20 protein-coding genes are annotated in these 18169 nt (G+C 46.0%); 4 read left to right on the top strand and 16 right to left on the bottom strand.

Annotated elements, in window-relative coordinates:
- Positions 1–14: 14 nt before the first annotated feature.
- The 10 genes from ftsL to MHZ95_RS02565 form a co-directional block, all read right to left on the bottom strand.
- Positions 15–386 carry a cell division protein FtsL gene (gene ftsL / locus MHZ95_RS02520; protein ID WP_239388920.1) on the bottom strand — a complete coding sequence of 124 codons (372 nt, stop codon included), beginning with the start codon at positions 384–386 and terminating at the stop codon, positions 15–17.
- A gap of 15 nt (positions 387–401) precedes the next feature.
- Entirely contained in the window at positions 402–1334 is a 933-nt protein-coding gene (gene rsmH, locus MHZ95_RS02525; RefSeq protein ID WP_239388921.1) for a 16S rRNA (cytosine(1402)-N(4))-methyltransferase RsmH, read from the bottom strand.
- Positions 1335–1422: 88 nt separating this feature from the next.
- Positions 1423–1854 carry a division/cell wall cluster transcriptional repressor MraZ gene (mraZ, locus tag MHZ95_RS02530; protein WP_239388922.1) on the bottom strand — a complete coding sequence of 144 codons (432 nt, stop codon included), beginning with the start codon at positions 1852–1854 and terminating at the stop codon, positions 1423–1425.
- Positions 1855–2474: 620 nt separating this feature from the next.
- Positions 2475–4091, bottom strand: coding sequence for a bacillithiol biosynthesis cysteine-adding enzyme BshC (gene bshC, locus MHZ95_RS02535; RefSeq protein ID WP_239388923.1), 1617 nt, complete (start codon positions 4089–4091; stop codon positions 2475–2477).
- 91 nt (positions 4092–4182) lie between these two features.
- Complete coding sequence (locus tag MHZ95_RS02540) at positions 4183–4572, bottom strand: DUF3397 family protein (protein ID WP_239388924.1); 390 nt, start codon at positions 4570–4572, stop codon at positions 4183–4185.
- Positions 4560–5468: a 2-dehydropantoate 2-reductase gene (locus tag MHZ95_RS02545; RefSeq protein WP_239388925.1), complete on the bottom strand. Its 909-nt coding sequence runs from the start codon at positions 5466–5468 to the stop codon at positions 4560–4562. Before MHZ95_RS02545 ends, MHZ95_RS02540 begins: the two co-directional genes overlap by 13 nt.
- A 67-nt stretch (positions 5469–5535) precedes the next feature.
- Positions 5536–7086, bottom strand: a complete 1551-nt coding sequence (locus MHZ95_RS02550) for an acyl-CoA carboxylase subunit beta (RefSeq protein WP_239388926.1) — start codon at positions 7084–7086, stop codon at positions 5536–5538.
- A gap of 464 nt (positions 7087–7550) precedes the next feature.
- Entirely contained in the window at positions 7551–8309 is a 759-nt protein-coding gene (locus MHZ95_RS02555; RefSeq protein WP_239388927.1) for an enoyl-CoA hydratase/isomerase family protein, read from the bottom strand.
- 221 nt (positions 8310–8530) lie between these two features.
- Positions 8531–8704, bottom strand: coding sequence for a 50S ribosomal protein L32 (gene rpmF, locus MHZ95_RS02560; protein ID WP_239388928.1), 174 nt, complete (start codon positions 8702–8704; stop codon positions 8531–8533).
- A 23-nt stretch (positions 8705–8727) separates the two neighbouring features.
- A complete protein-coding gene (locus MHZ95_RS02565) occupies positions 8728–9261 on the bottom strand; it encodes a YceD family protein (protein ID WP_239388929.1) in 534 nt (177 codons plus the stop codon).
- Between the two features lie 120 nt (positions 9262–9381).
- On the opposite strand from MHZ95_RS02565, the gene MHZ95_RS02570 reads away from it, so the two are divergent.
- The gene (locus MHZ95_RS02570) at positions 9382–10596 is read left to right on the top strand and encodes a nucleotidyltransferase (RefSeq protein WP_370642871.1); all 1215 of its coding nucleotides are present in this window, start codon (positions 9382–9384) and stop codon (positions 10594–10596) included.
- A 5-nt stretch (positions 10597–10601) separates the two neighbouring features.
- Here MHZ95_RS02570 and MHZ95_RS02575 read toward each other — a convergent pair whose 3' ends face one another.
- Entirely contained in the window at positions 10602–11648 is a 1047-nt protein-coding gene (locus MHZ95_RS02575) for a SepM family pheromone-processing serine protease (RefSeq protein ID WP_239388931.1), read from the bottom strand.
- A 127-nt stretch (positions 11649–11775) separates the two neighbouring features.
- On the opposite strand from MHZ95_RS02575, the gene MHZ95_RS02580 reads away from it, so the two are divergent.
- Positions 11776–12687, top strand: a complete 912-nt coding sequence (locus tag MHZ95_RS02580; protein WP_239388932.1) for a hypothetical protein — start codon at positions 11776–11778, stop codon at positions 12685–12687.
- 50 nt (positions 12688–12737) lie between these two features.
- On the opposite strand, the gene coaD is transcribed toward MHZ95_RS02580, so the two are convergent.
- Genes coaD through MHZ95_RS02595 form a run of 3 tightly spaced genes read right to left on the bottom strand, consistent with a single transcriptional unit; the run spans position 12738 to position 15212 of the window.
- Positions 12738–13220, bottom strand: coding sequence for a pantetheine-phosphate adenylyltransferase (gene coaD / locus MHZ95_RS02585; protein ID WP_239388933.1), 483 nt, complete (start codon positions 13218–13220; stop codon positions 12738–12740).
- 10 nt (positions 13221–13230) lie between these two features.
- Complete coding sequence (gene rsmD, locus MHZ95_RS02590; RefSeq protein WP_239388934.1) at positions 13231–13779, bottom strand: 16S rRNA (guanine(966)-N(2))-methyltransferase RsmD; 549 nt, start codon at positions 13777–13779, stop codon at positions 13231–13233.
- Positions 13776–15212 (bottom strand): hypothetical protein, encoded by a 1437-nt coding sequence (locus MHZ95_RS02595; protein WP_239388935.1) that lies wholly within the window; start codon positions 15210–15212, stop codon positions 13776–13778. Before MHZ95_RS02595 ends, rsmD begins: the two co-directional genes overlap by 4 nt.
- 116 nt (positions 15213–15328) lie before the next feature.
- Here MHZ95_RS02595 and MHZ95_RS02600 point away from each other — a divergent pair, with 116 nt between their 5' ends.
- Positions 15329–15724, top strand: a complete 396-nt coding sequence (locus MHZ95_RS02600) for a DUF7147 family protein (protein WP_239388936.1) — start codon at positions 15329–15331, stop codon at positions 15722–15724.
- Positions 15725–15828: 104 nt separating this feature from the next.
- Here MHZ95_RS02600 and MHZ95_RS02605 read toward each other — a convergent pair whose 3' ends face one another.
- A complete protein-coding gene (locus MHZ95_RS02605; protein WP_239388937.1) occupies positions 15829–16101 on the bottom strand; it encodes a YlbG family protein in 273 nt (90 codons plus the stop codon).
- A gap of 526 nt (positions 16102–16627) precedes the next feature.
- On the opposite strand from MHZ95_RS02605, the gene MHZ95_RS02610 reads away from it, so the two are divergent.
- Complete coding sequence (locus MHZ95_RS02610) at positions 16628–17536, top strand: glycerophosphodiester phosphodiesterase family protein (RefSeq protein ID WP_239388938.1); 909 nt, start codon at positions 16628–16630, stop codon at positions 17534–17536.
- Between the two features lie 59 nt (positions 17537–17595).
- Here the strand turns inward: MHZ95_RS02610 and MHZ95_RS02615 are convergent, their stop codons facing one another.
- Positions 17596–18039, bottom strand: a complete 444-nt coding sequence (locus tag MHZ95_RS02615) for a YlbF/YmcA family competence regulator (protein WP_239388939.1) — start codon at positions 18037–18039, stop codon at positions 17596–17598.
- Positions 18040–18169: the final 130 nt, after the last annotated feature.

The raw sequence follows: 18169 nt of genomic DNA on the forward strand, positions 1-18169 counted from the left end.
TCGAAATCTCTTTTTCATCGTCCAGGCACAACCTTTACGTTGTTCTCGTTCAGATTCAAGCCGAGCTCCTTCGCTCTTTCCCACACGACTTCATATGTGGATTTCTCTTTCACTTGGATGGACAATTCCATATTCTTTTTTTCAATTTCAGAAATATCCTTCCCGATCAATTGAACTTCCCGATTCGTTTCATTGATTTGAGCTTGTGTATGTAGAATCATTGTTGAGAAAAGGACGAGGATAGTGGCAAACAGCACGAATAAGAACTTCTCCCCTTTGGAAAAGATTTTACGAGAAGGACGTATTTGAGGTTGTTTTTGCGGTACTTCCGGTATTTCCAGTTCACGAACATATGATGTCTGAAAATTTCTCTGTTCCAAAGCCATTCACAAATTCCCCCTTTACTTCTTTTCAGCAACACGGAGCTTAGCAGATCTCGCCCGCTTATTCTCTTCTATCTCTTTTTGATCCGGAATGATCGGTTTTCTAGTGACAAGTTTCAAGACCGGCTCCATCCCTTCCGGTATAACCGGCAAGTTAGGTGGTAAATCAGGCAGAGAAGATGCTTCTTTAAAAATCGTTTTACACAATCGATCCTCTAACGAATGGAATGTGATGACACTGATGCGACCACCAGGATTCAGCAATGTAATCGCATCCGTCAAAGATTGTTCTGCAGCACCCAATTCATCATTGACAGCGATTCGGATCGCTTGGAATACCCGTTTTGCCGGATGTCCTCCCGTTCGTCTCGCAGCTGCTGGAATGCCCGCTTTAATGAGTTCTGTCAGTTCAGCCGTTGTGCGGATTGGACTTTGTTGTCGCGCTTCCTCAATTTTGCGTGCAATGCTTTTCGAAAACTTCTCCTCACCATAGCGGAAAAAGATACGTACCAAATCTTCATAGGACCATTCATTGACAACATCATAAGCGGTCAATGCAGCACTTCTATCCATCCGCATGTCGAGCGGGGCATCATGGTTATAACTGAATCCCCGTTCCGGTGTATCAAGTTGTGGAGAGGACACTCCTAAATCATAAAGGATTCCGTCCACGGTTTGGACTCCAATTTTAGCCAATTCCGCCTTTAAGTTCCTGAAATTCGAGTGAACGAACGTCACTTGGGGAAGATACTCCTTTAATCGCTCTTTCGCCACTTCAATTGCCGTCATATCCTGATCGAAACAAATCAGTCTACCTTCCGGCGATAATTGCTTTGCAATTTCTTTACTATGACCCGCTCCTCCGAGCGTACAGTCGACATAGATGCCGTTTTGTTTTATCGCTAAACCTTCGACGGCTTCGTGAAGCAATACTGTCGTGTGGTTAAACATTGAAACCGCCTTCTTTCTTTCAAGTTTTTAACATGCTGCGCCCCGCACTTTTGTTTTCGTCTAGACTCCGGGCGCCAATCGCTTTTGTTTAAAAATCAAAATCAATGATGTTTTCCGCAATTTCGCTGAACGATTGCTCGGATTGCTCGTAATATTCTTCCCAAAGTGACTTGGCCCAAATTTCAATACGGCTTGAAACACCAAGGACGACACATTCTTTCTCAACTTTCGCATAGTGGAGTAACGATGAAGGAATATTGATGCGGCCTTGCTTGTCCAATTCGACTTCTGTTGCTCCTGAAAAGAAGAAACGAGTGAAGGCACGGGCATCCTTCTTGGTCACAGGCAATGCTTTCAGCTTTTCTTCGAGCCGTTTCCATTCATCCATCGGGTAACCGAAGAGACAATTGTCCAAGCCACGGGTCAATACAAAGCCTGCCCCGAGGTGCTCCCGAAACTTAGAGGGAACGATCAGGCGACCTTTTGTATCGATAGTATGCTGATATTCGCCCATGAACATACTCTTCACCCCACTATATGAAATTAATGTACCACATCCCCCCACTTTCCTCCACCAATTTCCCATGATTTTTTGCTTTTCATTTGAAAATGTGTCAATAGTACTTGTTTCAATGAAATTTAACGGAACAAAAGCTGATTCTACCCGTTTTTTCAGACTAGAATGACCGCTTGGAATGAGGCTGTCACCGCTTTGCTATTTTGCTCCCTTTCAATCAATTACGCCTCGGCGTAATTGCGTCCAGATTTTGAATTGCGCTTTCTAATGGCTGGTGCCTTAATTTCTGCAAAAAACGCAGAAATACGGCAAATCGAACCCTTCGCCGTTCGATTCGCAATTAACTCCTATCAAAATCTGTGACATCCGCCGGAGGCTTGGGCCAACAGGATGTTGGTCACTCAGGCGTTGCCGCAGGACGCGGCGAACTTAGCCTGAGTTCCTCTAATCAGCAGAGAGTTTGGACTCCCTCTGATTGAAATACCTTCTGGCATTCATCCCTCCACTTATGGAAGTGGGGGACTTCTGTAGCTGACGCTTCGCTTTCAGTACAAAAAGATTTGCTGAATCAAGTTAAAAAAACTCTTGCCTGCATAATTGTGCAGACCAGAGTTTTTGAACGATCATAGATAGATGATTTTATGCGTGCCATCCATTTCGAATGGCAATTCGCAAATGTCTTGGATCAGTGAAGGCCCGTAAGCATTCAAATAGGCATATGGCGTATACAGCCTTTCCTGCAAGATCCCCTCCGGAAACAATTCTCCTTCCAATAAACTATAAGTCCTTAAGGCGGTCGCGTGTTTCAATACGGTCGCTTCCTCAGCTTTCCCTTTCAAATAGTTTAACTGTTTTGTATGAAATTGGAGATTCTTCGTCAATATTTCCTGCAACATAGGTCCTTCGTGATCAATGACCTCTTCAATTTTACGGTATTGTTCCGTAAGGAGTGTTTCTGTTTCCTGTAAGACGGCTTCAAACTGATCATTTTTCAACTCTTCAGCAAAATGCGCTTTCGCAATGGACGCTTGCCCTAACATAACATCTTCCACGGTGAAAGCTTTTCCTGCCAGTGCATGTTTCACTTGGGGCGTCACGAGTGTCATGGACATCCGCGGGACGATGATCGGCATCTTCATCTGTAAATGATGAAATGCGTCTTTGAGTAATGCCCAATAGGCGATTTCCCCTGGACCTCCAACAAATGCCAGTACAGGGAAAACCAGATCTTGCATAAGCGGTCTTGTCGCGACATTATTACTGAGCAGCCAAGGCTCTTCTTTAGCGATACACAACATTTCTTCTTCTGTAAACTGGATACCTGTGCTGTCATTGACGAAAAGTCCATCTTTTCTTTTTAATAGCACACGTCCTGTTTCATGGATATAAAATAGATTCGCTGCATCCAATTCCGCTTGGATCGGTGTTCCCAATCCAAGTTCAGCAAAATGCGCTTCCTTGTTGTAAATCTTCTCTGCGATGATTTCCGACTCTTTGATCAAGCGGATAAAATAGGCCGATTCGAATTCCCGCAACGGCTTGAATGCCGAATCGATGAACAGTAATCCTTCCTTCTGAAAAAAGCCGTTCATCAGGCGAACGAAAAATTGAGTAAAAGTCTCTTCCTGATGGACAGCGTTTAAAACTTCCTCCAGCAAGCCTTTCGTATAAATGGTTTCTCCATATTTCCCAAAAATGCTTTTTACGAAGGCTTCCATCTGCCTTTTATCATAAGTCGCGTCCGAAGCCATCCATTTCAATACAAATTTGTCCCGAAATTGATGTTTCACCGCCCGACCATCCAACTCCGTGTACACATGATTGATTTCATTCAAATCATGATCTTCGCCCGCAACCCAAAAGACAGGTACTACCGGAACGCCTAGCTCGGCGCGTTTTTTCTTGGCAAGCAGTATAACCGTAATCGCCTTATGTACAGAATAAAGTGGCCCGGTCATAATACCCGCTTGTTGTCCTCCGACAATGGCAACCGCATCATCCGCTAATTCCTCGATGTGCTGCTCCGCCTGTTCCGAAATGCCGAAGCGCTCCATGAATGTGCGCACGATCCCGGCGAGCTGCTGCCTTTCAAATCCGCGGGTCGCCAGCTCCTCTAACCGATCGATATAGGCACGATCTTCATTTTCATAATCAAAAAACGTATGTAAAAACTCTTTATCATGCTGATAAGCTTGCATTACTTTGTTTGTTTCGCGTAATGCCAATCCTTCCAATTCCATCGTGCATGCCCCTTTGTCACTTTTGATATGAAGTGAGTATAGCACTCCATGCCATAAGATTGAAAAACAAACGCTCCAGAAATTCTCCTTTTCATGTCATATACTCGATTATTTTTAAAACGGATCCCGTCAGGAGCAACAGGAAATAAGCGATGAGTAATAGTAAAAAGTAAAAGCGCCATGTTCTTCTTAACAGGCGGATAATCCGGAATTCTTTCACTTTGAGACGTTCGATGACAACATGGACAATCGCAATTACGATGGCGAGCCCTGCAATGTAAATTCCGATCCCTTTCCCAAAGGTCGTCATGGAGATGATATAGACTGCGATGAAGAGAAACGGCGTCGTCACATCCGCTGCGAGTCCGATCACTCCGGCAGGGGCTTTACCCATTTTTCGGGCAACGACCAAAAACACTATGGTGACGATAAACGGGAATAAGATGAGTATTCCCCAAATAGACGCTATCAGTCCCGCCATTCCCCTGCCCCTTTCCAATCCATCGCATACAATATCATTTCCAAAGCGGTTAAAATAGGCAACGTTTTGTTGCGTTTTTCCGCCCTGACACGTATCGCTGAGACGATCGTGTTTATTTCCATCGGTCGACCGGCTAAATGATCCACTAACATTGACGACCGGTTATCCGTCGTTTTTTCACAAACTCCCGTCACCGCTTCATATGGAAGCACCTGTCTCATTTCCGGAAATGCATCCATCAGTTCCTCATACAATCTATTGAACATCGTCAAACAGCAGGGATTCTTCAATAGTTCTCCATTTTTTACTTGCAAAATGGCAGTCAGCGGATTGATCATACAATTGATCAACACTTTGCGCATCAGAATCTGTTCCGCGTCCAGATGATACACAACAGGGAAATGTTCAGCGTCCGCATGTCCAAGAAAGTCAAACAGCTTTTCGTCTCCTCGAAATACCGCTCGCGTCAGATTTCCGACTCCGTTATGGGAGAATGTACGATCATCCCGACGCCCTGCACCGTGCTCAACCGTAGCAAAAGCGACATGCTGTAAGGAGGAACGCTCGACAAGTTCCAAGTGGCCGATTCCGTTCTGAACAAACAGGACAGGTGGATTGACCTCGGCCTGTTGCATCGTCATTAACAGCTCTTCCACTCCAGAAAATTTAACTGCAACAATCCATGGGGCCACAGGAAGTCTATGTATATCCGTTGTCGCTTGCGCACAGAACACTTTCTTCGTGCCATCTTGCTGGATACGCCGAATCCCTTCCGTCTGTATAAGTTGTGCTTGCTCTTCCCTTCTAACGTAGAAAGTCACATCCATTCCCGCCTCCGCCAAATAGGAGCCGATCAGCAAGCCGATCGAACCTGCTCCTGCAACGACTACATTCATCCGTATCCCCCTATCGCATAAGAAGGTCCACCTGTCAGTCGGCGGACCTTCACTCTAATTGATATTATTATACAGGATAAACCGGGTGTTTTCTCGGGGGTTGCTGAACTTCTTTCGTACTATAAAAGCGGAAGCGGTCCGCCAGTACAGCCCGCAAGCTGGATGGTGCTACGATCTCGTCAATGATCATCTCAGAGGCCAGTTTGTAAATATCGATCTCCTCTTTGTATTCCTTATGCTTCTCCTGCACAAAAGCGATCCGTTCTTTCGGATCCTCGATTGCCTCGATTTTGTTCGAGTACACGGCGTTGACCGCGGCTTCTGGTCCCATGACCGCGATTTGCGCCGTCGGCAGTGCAATACAGACATCCGGCTCGAATGCCGGACCCGCCATCGCGTAAAGCCCTGCTCCATATGCCTTGCGGACAATGACGGAAATTTTCGGTACAGTCGCGGAGCTCATTGCCATAATTAGCTTCGCCCCGTGGCGGATGATGCCATCCCTTTCCACCTTCGTCCCGATCATAAAGCCCGGCACATCGGCAAGAAAAAGTAGCGGAATAGAAAATGCATCACAAAGATTGATGAATTTTGCCGCTTTATCTGCCGAATCGACAAAGAGGACGCCACCTTTCACTTTTGGCTGGTTCGCAATGATACCAACCGGCTGTCCTTCGATCCGCGCTAATCCTGTAATGATTTCGCCTGCAAAGAGTTTCTTCACCTCAAAGAAACTACCCTCATCGATCAAAGCGTCAAGTGCCTCATACATATCGAATGGTGCGTTTTGGTTCTCCGGGATGATCGCTTCCAACGCCCGCCCTTGTTTTGCTTCAATAGACTCTTTCAACGCGGGCTTCTCTGTGAAGTTGGCCGGGAAATATGCCAGATAGCGACGTGCTTCCGCAATGGCCTCTTGCTCGTCTTTCACTAGGACATCTCCGCAACCGCTGACCGAACAATGCATGCGGGCTCCGCCCATTTCTTCCAACGTCACTTTTTCCCCGATGACCTTTTCCGCCATACGCGGCGAGCCCAAGTACATCGATGCGTTGCCATCCACCATGATGACGATATCGCAAAATGCCGGAATATAGGCTCCCCCGGCCGCAGAAGGACCGAAAAGAATACATATTTGTGGGATGAAGCCAGATAACCTCACCTGATTATGGAATATTCTTCCTGCCCCCCGTCGATTCGGAAACATGTCCAGCTGATCCGTAATACGGGCACCTGCCGAATCGACCAAATAGAGCATCGGTACACGATTTTTCTCCGCTATCTCCTGAATGCGGATAATTTTCTCAACTGTCCGGGATCCCCACGACCCGGCTTTGATCGTCGAATCATTCGCCATGACGCATACGGTCTGTCCGTTCACTTTCCCCATTGCTGTAACAACGCCATCCGCTGGCAAATCACCCGCTTCACAGTTGGCAAACCGTCCATCTTCCGCATAGATGCCATCATCAAAAAGAAGTGCAAGTCTGTCCCTCACGAAAATTTTATTCTGCTCTTTTAACTTTTCATGATATTTCGGCTGCCCCCCAGCAAAAATATCTTGCAATTTCTTTTCTAGCTTCTCATTATACGTCTTTTGTTCTGTCACTTTCGCCATGTTCATTCCCCTCCCAATATCACCTTATTGACTGAGCGCTTGTTCACTATTGCAGTGAGCGAAGCCAATGCCTTCTCCCCGCACTCTTCTTACACATGACCGAGTCACCTATATACCAGATGGATGGCGTCCGCCCCCAAACGGATCGCCAAATTCATAACCCCATCCTCTTACAAATAGGAGTCTTGAACTTGCGGAGATCCTAGCAAGGATGCCAGGACGTTTACAAGTCTTCATCATTTGAATGCGATTTTCCTACGATTTACGACCGTTATGTTATGCATATAAATCCCCAGCAATTTTTGATCGTAAACAAATCTCCCCTCTCTAGTTTATACGAAGATTGAAACCGTTTTCAACCCTTTATCTGAAAAAAGAGCCATTTCCCCCTTTTCTACCAACCAAAAAGGCCATTCTTTCTGACAAACAATTGTCGATAGGATGGCCCGAATCTATTCCTGTTCTCATTTATTGTTCAAAAATTGATCCACCGCTGCGTGATGCGCCGCGCTTCCCCATAACATCGAACATTGTCTTGCTTCTTCCAACATGCGATCGCGCATGAAATCAGCCGTCCACTTCCGAATGGCAACTGATTTGTAGGCACGATGGACATCAGGATGATGAACGGACATTTTCGCAAGGAAACGTTGAAGTCCATCTTCCGAATCCCCCTCGTAAATCTCCGTGACCCAGCCGACCTCCAAGAGCTGATCGGATGTAAACACCTCAGCTTCGGATAATAGACGGAAAACCCGATCATGCTTTCCATCTTTCTCAAACAGCAATGTCGCACCGCCCCACCCTGTCGTAATCGCCAATCTTCCTTGGATAAATCCTGCTTTCGCAGATGCCGAAACGATGCGATAATCGCAGGCAGTCGCAATTTCACAGCCCCCGCCAACAGCCGAACCATTGACGAGCGCAATGACAGGCATCGGCAATGTCGCTACTCTGTATAGCAAACCTGCCATCGTACTCAACATCGGATACGCTTCCTCCGCTGTTCGTAAGGCATGAAATTCCGATAAATCCCCACCCGAACAAAATGCCCGGTCCCCTGCTCCTGTAATGACCGCATATGCAATACGCTGATCATCCTCAACCTGATCCAAAAACTGTTTAAGTCCATCCATCACGGCTGAATTGATTGCGTTATGCACATCAGGACGATTAATTGTAAATGTTGCAACGCCCTTCTCAATCGCAATGTTATAATCCATACCCCATACCCCCATTAGCTAATTGAATTGAATTTCTTCAATCAACCGTATCACTAGTGCACTTTCTTTGTCCATATCCAGCGCCTTACGCTTGGGCCTACAGGATGTAGGTCATGCAGTCGTTGCCGCAGGACGCGGCGACCTTAGACTGCGTTCCTTTTCTATAGAAAAAGGCTACCGGGAGCCATGGTCTCCCGGTAGCCTTTATAGGCAAATCTTGATTATTCGCCTACGACTTCTTTTCCTTTGTAATGACCGCATGATTTACAAATGCGGTGAGCCAATTTGATTTCGCCACAGTTATCACAAGTAGTCATTCCTGGCACTTGCAATTTGAAATGCGTACGGCGCTTGTTTTTAACTGTTTTGGATGTTCTTCTTTTTGGTACAGCCATCTGGGGCACCTCCTTACGATCGCCTATTCGTCCTTGGAATCAAAAAACTTGGCCAAATCGGCAAGTCTTGGGTCCACTTTATTTTCCAGCTCCTTTTGGAGTCTGGCATTGTACTCCTCGTCGGTCGTATATGACCAGCCTTTCCCTTCTACCTGCTGCATGTCATCGGCATTTTCACTGAAAACCTGAAGCGGCACTTCAAGGAGGACGAGCTCCTCAAATACAGGGGTCGGATCGATTGTTTCACCCACTACCGGGTGAATTTCATCGTCTGTCGCAAGAACCGTTTCATCCCAGCTGAATTGTTCATCAGACTCGATGGTAAACGGGAATTTGACGTCTTCCCATGTACGGGAACAAGGCAGGATCATTGTCCCTTCAAGCCGGAATCGGCATGTCAATTTCTTGGCGCCGATCGTACAACTTCCGGTCACGCGGACAGGCGTAATATCCCGGATTTCCGGATTCCGTTTTTTCACGGATTCAAGGTCGACAGCTTCGTCAAGCGGCATCGCACCTTGCCTGTATCTCTGCAACTGATTGATGGACCATTTCATGTCTATCACCTCAAGACAACAATGTTGATTATATAATGCGTGAAAAGGGATGTCAAGATAATTTCTTGTCACTTCATCAGCCGCATAGGTATAATTATTATACATTGTAGCAAAGGACTGATGGCTTTGAAAGCGACAGGGATCGTCGTCGAATACAACCCGTTTCATAACGGGCATCTCTATCATGCAACACAAGCTAAAAAAAGAACAGAAGCAGATGTCGTCATTGCCGTCATGAGCGGCAACTTTCTGCAACGTGGAGAGCCTGCCTTCATCCATAAATGGGCGCGGGCAGAAATGGCATTGCACAATGGCGTGGACCTCGTCTTCGAGCTTCCTTATGCCTTTGCGACCGCCAACGCCCCAGCCTTCGCAGAAGGGGCCATTCGGATACTGGATGCCGCCGGATGCAGCACATTTTGCTTTGGCAGCGAAGACGGCGACATTGCCCCCTTCCAACGGAGCCTCCATCTGTTGCAACAGGCAGGCGGACAATACGAACAGGCAGTGAAAGAAGCGGTCAGCCGCGGTCTCAGCTATCCAAAAGCATTAAACCAGGCCTATTTGGCAACGGCACAAACCGTTCCGGCCGAAGAACAGCTTGCCGACCTTTCCAAGCCGAACAACATTTTAGGCTTTCATTATATGGAAGCGGCACAAGCGATCGGCTCTGCTATGCAAGCCGTCACCATTCCTCGCATCATCGCCCAGTATCATGATGATGCCGTTCCAGGCAACCAAATCGCCAGTGCTACCGGCATTCGAAAGGCTTTTTTCCAATCAGATGGACTTCATGCGGTCAATGCTTTCATACCTAAAACGACCCGCGATGTGCTGCTTGACTGGCAAGCTGATGAGCAACAATTCGGAAGCTGGTCAACTCTTTATCCGTATTTGCGCTATACGATTTTACGGGAAGGTCCGGATCAACTAAAAAGGATTGCAGATATAACCGAAGGAATTGAAAATTTGTTCATCCGTGCTGCTACAACTCATAGCACATTCGAACAGTTCATGGGTGAAGTGAAATCGAAACGTTATACATGGACGCGCATCCAGCGCATGCTTACCCATATTTTCACCGGATTCACCTATTCCATGCGTCAAATGATGCCAGCTCCCTCTTATTTGCGCCTACTCGGCATGACAGCAGCGGGGCAGGGCTATTTGAACGAAACTAAAAAAAGGATGAAGCTGCCTCTCATAAGCAAAGCAGCCGCTTTTACCGATCCTTCCCTGCAAATGGACATTCATGCGTCCAATATGTACGCACTTGGAATCGGCAACAATCAACTCGGTTCTGATTACGATAGGCATCCGATTATCATTCGCTAAATCCTTCACTTTTCTTCCAATGATGCTAAATAATCCAAGGCGTCATCCACTGTTTTCACCGGCACGATTTTCATTTTCGTGCCGATTCTTTCCGCTGATTTGACCGCTTCTTCATAATTGGTCTGGATGTCAGGATTAGCCGCCCGCATTTCTTCTGATATTTCATCATCCGGTGCGAAGAAAATCTCCACTCCTTTCCGTGAGGCTGCAATGACTTTAAAGTCGGCACCTCCAATCCTGCCCACTGTGCCATCTTCCAACATTTCTCCAGTACCAGCGATGTTATAGCCTTTTGTAATATCTTCATCCACTAATCGATTTAAAATTTCCAGCGTGAACATCAGTCCTGCGGAAGGTCCACCGATATTCGAAGTCAAAAATTCAACTTTTGGATCTGTCTCCAACTTTTTATCCTCTTCGAAACTGACACCTAAACCGACGCGTCCTTCACTGTTCGGAATTTCTTTTAAAGCGATTGTGTAGTCATATGTTTTTCCTTCACGTTCAACCTTGACTTCAATTTGATCACCGATTTTCTTATCCGTGATCCGATCAAAAAAAAGACTGGATTCCGTTAAAGGAATGCCGTCTATTTCCCGGATTTTATCACCGACCTCCAAGATGCCATCAGCGGCTCCTCCTTCTAGGACTGTCAGGACAAATACACCGTCAAATTGAATATCTACCGGGATACCGGCCTTCTCAAATGCGACGGCGACGGCATTATACTGGGAACTGGACATCAGTTTCTTTTGACGGATATTGTACTCTTTATCATTTTCGCCTTCCCTTCTCACATTTTGTGCCGGCAAGAGCTTTTGATTATCCGAAAAACGGGCGTACACATAGGTAGCTGGTGTCGCTTTCGCCACAGATATCGTCATCATATTGAATTTCCCTTGATCATCCTCATCTCCCCCGACCACTTCCACAAGTGGGGCAAGGTCATAAGCTCCTCCGGGTTTTGATATATAAGTATCAAGCGGGTAAACAAATAATATAGCGGCAATCACCAACAGGACACCGATGATCCCGAACCGTTTCTTTTTCATATTCCGCGCACCTCCATTAATAGCCTGTACTTTCTTGACATATATATAAGTGTAGCATCGTAAAAAATGAGTGACAAAGGATTCAGCGCGGGTCACTGATTTCACAAAAGAATAGGAAAGGAGCGAAGTGCATGAGTCACATTTCTATCCGATGATTTCAATTCTAACCGTTTGGGGACTGATCCTCCTGTTCATCTTGCAACCAGGGATCGCACATGATGGAGCCGTAGCCGGTGCAAAGTTGTTCGTCCATGCGCTGCTCCCTTATTTGTTGCCGTATATCATTTTGACGCAGTGGCTTTTAAAAATGCCTGGCAGTTCTAAAGAAACACCGAAATGGCGTCGTTATATTAAAGCTTATGTGCTAGGCTCGTTCGGAGGATTTCCAGTCGGAGCTGTTACAGTGACTGAAATGCTGAAGAATGGGGAATTGACGAAAAAGCAAAGCAGTTTTCTGCTGGCTGCCTGCCATGCACCTGGTCCTATGTTCATCATCGGATTTGTCGGCACAGAGCTTTTCGGAAATGTGGGCAATGGATGGAAATTGTTAATCGCCATCCATATCGCCAATCTGTTATTCTTCATCCTAACTATTTTGTTTATGGCAAAAGATACCGAACCTGAAACGGTTGAAACAAGGGCGCAAAAGCCTGCCAGTGCGCTCCCCCTTCTAGATGCCATTAAGGAAAGTTCATCCGTCATTATTCTTGTCGCCACCACTGTCATTTTCTTTTCTTCACTCGGCAACGTCTTGTCGAAAGTCACCACTTCAGCTTTCACTGTTGATATGGGGATTGCCAAAACGTTTGCTTTAGCCCTATTTGAAATGACTTCAGGCGTCCAATCGGCAACGGAACACTTTTATCATGATGCAATATTCCCTTTTTTAATCGCAGCAATCATTTCGATGAATGGTCTCAGCATCCATATGCAAGTTTTCGTCATTGCCAAAGCGAGGAATATTTCGATGATCCCCTACGTCTTAGGACGTGTATGGAGTATCCTTTTCGTTCCTATCATTTTCTATTTTGCGTATTAGTGAAAAGTGGTTATGGTGAATTGTCGCTCACCATAACCACTTTTAACTTTCTATATTTCAAATTTCTTTCGCAATGCCAATTCCACTGGTGGCGGAACGAGTCCGGAAATGGGTCCACCATATTTGGCCGCTTCTTTAACGATGCTTGAACTCAAGAAGGAGTACTGATTATTCGTCATAATAAAAAATGTTTCGATGCTTTCATCGAGAAATCTGTTCATGGAGGTGATTTGCATTTCATACTCAAAATCGGATACAGCTCGTAATCCTCGGACAATCGCGGATGCCCCGACACGTTCTGCATAGTCGACAAGCAAACCGGAAGACATCTCCGCTCTCACATTTGGAATGACGGACGTCACTTCTTCAATCAGAGCCAGCCTTTCCTCTACCGTAAACAGGGCATTCTTCGACGAGTTATGCATAATCACAACCCGGACCTCTCCGAAAACTCTTGCCGCACGTTTGATAATATCAAGATGACCATTCGTCAGCGGATCAAAACTTCCCGGTACAACTGCAATTTTCGCCAATTGTATAACCTCATTTCTCATAAATAGATACTGCGATATTCCCATATACCACATTTTTCACTTTACGATATGTACCATATGCTTCCGGTAACTCCAGCTGTTTGTCATGTTCACATACAATAGCTGCAACATCCATCAGCAGCCCCGCCTCCACAAACTCGAGCGCAAGGTTGTAATATTCCGCTTTTGCATAAGGTGGATCGAGGAACAACAGCTTCGCCTCCACTCCTTTTGCCTGCAAGATTTGAACTGCCTTTCTCGCATCCGCCCGCTGAATATGCAAGGCTTCAGTAAACCTGCATTTTTCCGCGTTCGCCTCGATGATCGCACAAGCCTTCGCATTCTTTTCAAATAGATAAGCCTCGTCCACTCCCCGGGATAGTGCTTCTAGTGAAAGTGATCCGCTTCCTCCAAATAGTTCTACAGAAACACCTCCATTGAAATAGGGTCCGATCATATTAAAGATAGATTCTTTCACTTTATCGGACGTGGGGCGCGTACCAGTCCCCGGCAATGATTTCAGTGGAATGCCTTTTCTTGAACCAGCGATAATCCTCATCTATCCGCCTCCTCTAGTAACCTTGTTATAGGAACAATTTCAATGGTCTCTCCGCTTTTATCAATGCTTAATAGAAATAAGCGTTTAAACCAGTTTTCTTCAAAATAAAATTCCTCATCAATTATTTCAAATGGCATCGTGACAACATTAAATTTCCGATCATTGTAAACATAAAACAACTCTTTTTTCGGAAACCTGAACTGTCTGAGCGCATTTTCAATATAAATGGATCTTTCATTGGACGAGACATCATAACCGACACCACTTAAAAGTTGCTTTGCCGGATAGTAAGCCCTTCCGTCTTTCAGGATGATCTGCACATCTGGAAGCACTTCTCCCTCCAATGCTACCTCACGCGGATCTTCGAACAGGAACGGATACCGAACGGAATCATCTTGCATGTTCCTTGAGAAATACCTCGTTTTGAACCCGGTCACCTCTAGGACCAACTCATCCAGAACAGCCGCATCGATCGCTTGTCCTTCGCGCGCTTCCAACAGTTTCCGAAACTGCTTGGACTCTTCCTCTGAGAGCGTGTCAAAAAATGTCTGAACCATATGGCGTGTATTATCCGCTCCCACTGGTTTTCCGCTCATGATCGAAGCAAGCACTTCCACAATTGCCGCATTGCCGGATACGGAAAAACGACTATGCATATGATTTGTGAAAATTCGATCGGCTACTTGATCCACTTTAGCAAGGCTTGTAATCATGAACCTCGCTGTGTCAATCGCAGGATTTTCGTTATCAATGACAATCGTCGAGTGGTCGGCTCCTACCAGGTGTAATGCCTCATCGACCTCTCCGAAGCGATCAGCCTCTACCCCTGCACCGAAAACAGAAAGCGCCTTCCCTTGGTGGACAAGTGGCAACTCCCGTTGTTGCCAATACAGATCCGAGACCTCTCCTGCACCTCGGTACAATAGATAATCGATAGAATCCATTTTTTTCTCGCCGACACGTTCCAAACCATTTATCCAAATCCCGCCAATCGCGGGTTCATCGGTTATATGCATCGTTGTGAAGGCAGCCTTCATCCCGTGCAAAGCAGCGAAAGGTTCATGGAAGAGCGCGTTTTTTTGCATCGATCCCTCTTTTGGTATTTCATATGAAACGGATTGACTGTCATTCACCCCCTCCAAAAAAGCGGTGACATTGTCATCCAAACGTTCACAGGATGTTGCTTCTTCCAAGTAACAGGAGCGGTTTACACTTGTTGCAGGCCAAACAATTTCCTGTCGATCTTCCGAAAGATTACGGAAATGATGACGGATATACAAAGCATCGGGACGGTTCACCACTTCGATTTCCTGCGCATATGTCAAAGGCGCATCTCCTTTGGCAAATGCTTCTCCCGCTTGTTTATAATGCATGTATATCAAAATTGTATTGACCACCAGAAGGACAGCAACTGCCCTTAATAAGTATTTCAAAGTGTACACCTCGTTGTGTTAATGTTCTATGCATGGGCATCCGACTTGAATCGGATGTCCGAAATAGTGTGTTCATGTTATGCTATGTATCGTACATCAGAAAGGTAGTGTTCTCTATGATTTTACATCAACGATTCATCGAGCTCGGCGAGGGATATGGAGACGTTTACGAATTATGCGAACTGATCAGAACGAACCGTGATCGACTGCACGGCACATTCATCCTTTCGTCCTCCACACCGTCAGGGCATGCCCTTTCACTTGCAGCAACCTTTAACCCTGCAGGTACGAACCACTTCATGCCGATTTACATTTGCAGGGAAGGGATTATCCAGCAAGATGAAGTGAAATCGAAAAGAAGGATTCTTTTTGAAGAAGCGGCTGCATCGGCAAATAGCACCCCTGTCACAATCGAGTTGAAACACTCTTCAGAATTCAAGGAACGCGAATTATTCTATCAGTATGCAATCGGGATCCTGCGACTCAATCATTTACTTCCACCATTGAGATGAGGCTTTCTCCTATCATCATTTTTGGCGGATTCATTCGTCCGCGACCATTCCCTCAGCCTGATTGAAAATACTTGCCGACAGGCTGACCGGCTTATTGAGTCAATTCATAAGCCGGTTTTATAGTCATACTCTTTCGCTTTATCCGGTTTAGCATTTTCATATTCCGTTTTGAGAAATGGACGGTAAGAAGGCAACACTTTTTTCACAGATGAAAGACGAGCTAATTTACCCATGACCGTGTCGACATCCTCCATGTCACAATAAAGGATAACGTATTTCATTTTGCGTGATATATAATGTACATGACCATATTTCCGGAACGATTTCGCCTGCTTTAAATGATGGAGATATACAATAATACCTTGACGATCGACCATAGATTCCCCCTCTTTTCCTACCCCATACAATACCATAAGTTTGAAATACCCTGCAACCAAAGAAAAGCGCAGACGACCGCTTAGACGTGACAGGCATAAGACGATTTGGCGAAGCGGCGCTCTTTGCCGCACAGCCAAAACGGCTTATGACCCGAGCGTCTGGGAGCCGGAGCTGGACAATAAGAAAAGCGTAGGGCGCCTGCTTATTAGAGGAACGCAGTCTAAGTGCGCGACGTCCTGTCGCAACGACTGCATAACTTGCATCGTGCAAGCCTCAGGCATAAGGCGAGTCAACGGCGTGGCGCTCTTTGCCACAGAGTTGACTTGACTATCAAGGAACACAGTCTAAGTTCGCCGCGTCCTGCGGCAACAACTGCGTAACTCACATCCTGTGAGCCTCCGAGCATCTGGCGCCCGGAGCTGGACAATAAGAAAAGCGTAGGGCGCCGGAGTCCAGAACTTTACTGACAGCGCCAATCTTTTGTTCTATAATAAAAACATCTGTAATTGTTGAGGAGGATCCTGAATGGGAAGAAAAACAAAGGTGGCCCTCACTGTCGGTGCAGCCGGCGTTGCTGCGTGGGCGGCTTCCAAAGCCGTTGCCAAACCGATCCCCCGTGAAGGGAAAATAGCGCTTGACTTCAAAAAACCGGTCGTCCTCGCTCATCGTGGGGGACTTTCAGAAGCACCTGAACATACATCAGTGGCGTTTTCCAAATCTGCTGCACTTGGCATTCATGGTTTTGCGATCGATATCCGTTTAACGAAAGATGAAGAAATTGTCGTTTTTCACGATGAATACCTTGAACGTACAACAGACTTATCCGGAAGAATTTCCGATTACACATTTGACGACTTAAAAAAAGCCGATGCAGGCTACCATTTTACAGACGCATCGGGTCATCATCCTTATCGAGGGAAAGGCGAAACCATCCTCTCCCTACGTGAACTGTTAGAATTGTATCCCCATCTGTTGATTGTCATCAACTTGAAAGATTCCCCAGACACTTATGAAGGGAGTTTGATGCCTTCTAAGCTTTGGAGATTACTTGAAGAACTTGGCGTGGAAGACTGTGTCGCTGTCACAAGCATCTACGATGAGCAAATTGACCGATTCAATTTATACGCACAGAACCGGGTAGCCATCGGAGCCGGCGATTCAGAAGTGAAGAAAGCCTACGCTTCCTATACGAGCAAATTTGGACATCTTTACAATCCAAAAGCCGACTTTTACCGAATTCCCGCCAAACTCGGTGTATTTCCGCTCGGATTGGAAGGGTTCATCCAATTTTTGGACCAATTGAATATCCCCGTTTATTTCGAAGGGATCGAAGAGAAGGAGTCCTGCGTCAAACGATTGAATGCTGGAGCTTCCGGATTCATAACCGATCACCCGACTAGCCTTATGGAGATCATTCAGGAACATGCCGAATAAAAAACAGGTTGCCATCCGTCGACTATCCGACAGATTCGCAACCTGTTTTTCTTCACATCCTATGCAGAGCAAGAACAGGATCCGCCTGTTCCACAACCGCTTCCACAAGAAGAATCGGTGAAAAATGCACTGCCGGCGGGAACTTTTACAGCATCCGAAACGGATTTCGCAAGGATGGATCCGATTTCATCCAATATATACTGCACATCATTCTCCGCCAACCTCAGCTCCGCAATACGCTCATTAAGATCGAGTTCGCGTTTTTGCACACGGATGCTTTTCATCACTATATGATAATCCGGATGATATCTTCCGAACCGTTGTACTTCTTCATAGCGTTCTTTCATTTCCGTAAACTCCTGAATCGTTTTCACTAGATCGGCGTCCGAATAGACGGCATCATGCGCTTTCTGATAGTCATTTACGGTTTCTGATGAAAGAAGCATTTGAGTAAGTTCCTCAGCACTCTCGATGATGGTCATCCATTCTTCGCTCATCATCATGGGTTGATCCCCTCCCATCTCCTACAATGATACCAGATGTGATTGCAAATATGCATCTATTGATGATTATTTTTATTCCGCTTTAACGGGCAGTAAGACTCCCACCTCAAGACTTAAGTAAAACGATAAG

The sequence above is a fragment of the Sporosarcina sp. ACRSM genome (assembly GCF_022346545.1).
In the GTDB taxonomy this organism is placed as follows: Bacteria; Bacillota; Bacilli; order Bacillales_A; family Planococcaceae; genus Sporosarcina.

Coding starts and splice junctions, on each gene's coding strand:
- mraZ (WP_239388922.1), bottom strand. CDS start 1,854: ATGTTCATGGGCGAATATCAGCATACTATCGATACAAAAGGTCGCCTG.
- MHZ95_RS02550 (WP_239388926.1), bottom strand. CDS start 7,086: ATGGCGAAAGTGACAGAACAAAAGACGTATAATGAGAAGCTAGAAAAG.
- MHZ95_RS02575 (WP_239388931.1), bottom strand. CDS start 11,648: ATGAAAAAGAAACGGTTCGGGATCATCGGTGTCCTGTTGGTGATTGCC.
- bshC (WP_239388923.1), bottom strand. CDS start 4,091: ATGGAATTGGAAGGATTGGCATTACGCGAAACAAACAAAGTAATGCAA.
- MHZ95_RS02555 (WP_239388927.1), bottom strand. CDS start 8,309: ATGGATTATAACATTGCGATTGAGAAGGGCGTTGCAACATTTACAATT.
- MHZ95_RS02615 (WP_239388939.1), bottom strand. CDS start 18,039: ATGATGATGAGCGAAGAATGGATGACCATCATCGAGAGTGCTGAGGAA.
- ftsL (WP_239388920.1), bottom strand. CDS start 386: ATGGCTTTGGAACAGAGAAATTTTCAGACATCATATGTTCGTGAACTG.
- MHZ95_RS02570 (WP_370642871.1), top strand. CDS start 9,382: ATGGCTTTGAAAGCGACAGGGATCGTCGTCGAATACAACCCGTTTCAT.
- rsmH (WP_239388921.1), bottom strand. CDS start 1,334: ATGTTTAACCACACGACAGTATTGCTTCACGAAGCCGTCGAAGGTTTA.
- MHZ95_RS02565 (WP_239388929.1), bottom strand. CDS start 9,261: ATGAAATGGTCCATCAATCAGTTGCAGAGATACAGGCAAGGTGCGATG.
- MHZ95_RS02540 (WP_239388924.1), bottom strand. CDS start 4,572: ATGGCGGGACTGATAGCGTCTATTTGGGGAATACTCATCTTATTCCCG.
- MHZ95_RS02600 (WP_239388936.1), top strand. CDS start 15,329: ATGATTTTACATCAACGATTCATCGAGCTCGGCGAGGGATATGGAGAC.
- rpmF (WP_239388928.1), bottom strand. CDS start 8,704: ATGGCTGTACCAAAAAGAAGAACATCCAAAACAGTTAAAAACAAGCGC.
- MHZ95_RS02545 (WP_239388925.1), bottom strand. CDS start 5,468: ATGAATGTAGTCGTTGCAGGAGCAGGTTCGATCGGCTTGCTGATCGGC.
- MHZ95_RS02605 (WP_239388937.1), bottom strand. CDS start 16,101: ATGGTCGATCGTCAAGGTATTATTGTATATCTCCATCATTTAAAGCAG.
- rsmD (WP_239388934.1), bottom strand. CDS start 13,779: ATGAGGATTATCGCTGGTTCAAGAAAAGGCATTCCACTGAAATCATTG.
- MHZ95_RS02610 (WP_239388938.1), top strand. CDS start 16,628: ATGGGAAGAAAAACAAAGGTGGCCCTCACTGTCGGTGCAGCCGGCGTT.